Annotated in this window: 1 protein-coding gene; it reads left to right on the top strand. The window is 60.5% G+C overall.

The genetic code is table 11. The features are described from left to right. The coding region (gene mltF, locus PMI35_RS32055) for a membrane-bound lytic murein transglycosylase MltF (RefSeq protein WP_032831229.1) at positions 1-1002 on the top strand (1002 nt) is incomplete at both ends.

A 1002-nucleotide genomic window follows, 5' to 3' on the forward strand; every position in this document is an offset into this window, starting at 1 on the left:
CTGGCGGCCGCCGGCCTGGTCAGCAGTGAAGCGCGCAAAAAGCAGGTACGGTTTTCCCACCCCTACCTGGAAGTCACGCCGCAAATCATCTACCGCAGCGGCAAGTCGCGCCCTACCGACGCGAAGGACCTGGTCGGCAAGAAGATCATGGTGCTCAAGGGCAGCACCCATGCCGAGCAGCTCGCACAGCTGAAACAGAAATTTCCCGGCATCGAATACGAAGAATCCGACGCGGTCGAGGTCGTTGATCTCCTGCGCATGGTCGACGAAGGTCAGATCGACCTGACCCTGGTCGACTCCAACGAAGTCGCGATGAACCAGGTGTACTTCACCAACATCCGGGTCGCCTTCGACCTGGGTGACGCCAGCAATCAGAGCTGGGCGGTGGCGGCCGGTGACGACAACAGCCTGCTCAACGAGATCAACGAGTACCTCGACAAGGTCAAGAAAAACGGCACCCTGCAACGCTTGAAGGACCGCTACTACGGGCACGTCGACGTACTCGGCTACATGGGCGCCACCACGTTCGCCCAGCACCTGCAGCAACGCCTGCCCAAGTACGAGCAGCACTTCAAGGCGTACGCCAAGAAAGAGAAAGTCGACTGGCGCCTGCTGGCGGCAGTCGGTTATCAGGAATCGTTATGGCAGCCCGCAGTGACGTCCAAGACCGGCGTGCGCGGCTTGATGATGCTGACCCAGAACACCGCACAAGCCATGGGCGTATCCAACCGCCTCGATCCCAAGCAGAGCATCATGGGAGGCGCCAAGTACCTGGCCTACATGAAGGATCAGCTGGACGAGTCGATCCAGGAACCGGATCGCACCTGGTTCGCCCTGGCCGCCTACAATGTCGGCAGCGGTCACCTTGACGACGCCCGCAAGCTGGCGGCCAAGGAAGGCTTGAATCCGGACAAATGGCTGGATGTGAAAAAAATCCTGCCGCGCCTGTCCGAGAAGAAGTGGTACAGCAAAACCCGTTACGGCTACGCCCGTGGCGGCGAG

Source organism: Pseudomonas sp. GM78 (genome assembly GCF_000282475.1).
Classification (GTDB): domain Bacteria; phylum Pseudomonadota; class Gammaproteobacteria; order Pseudomonadales; family Pseudomonadaceae; genus Aquipseudomonas.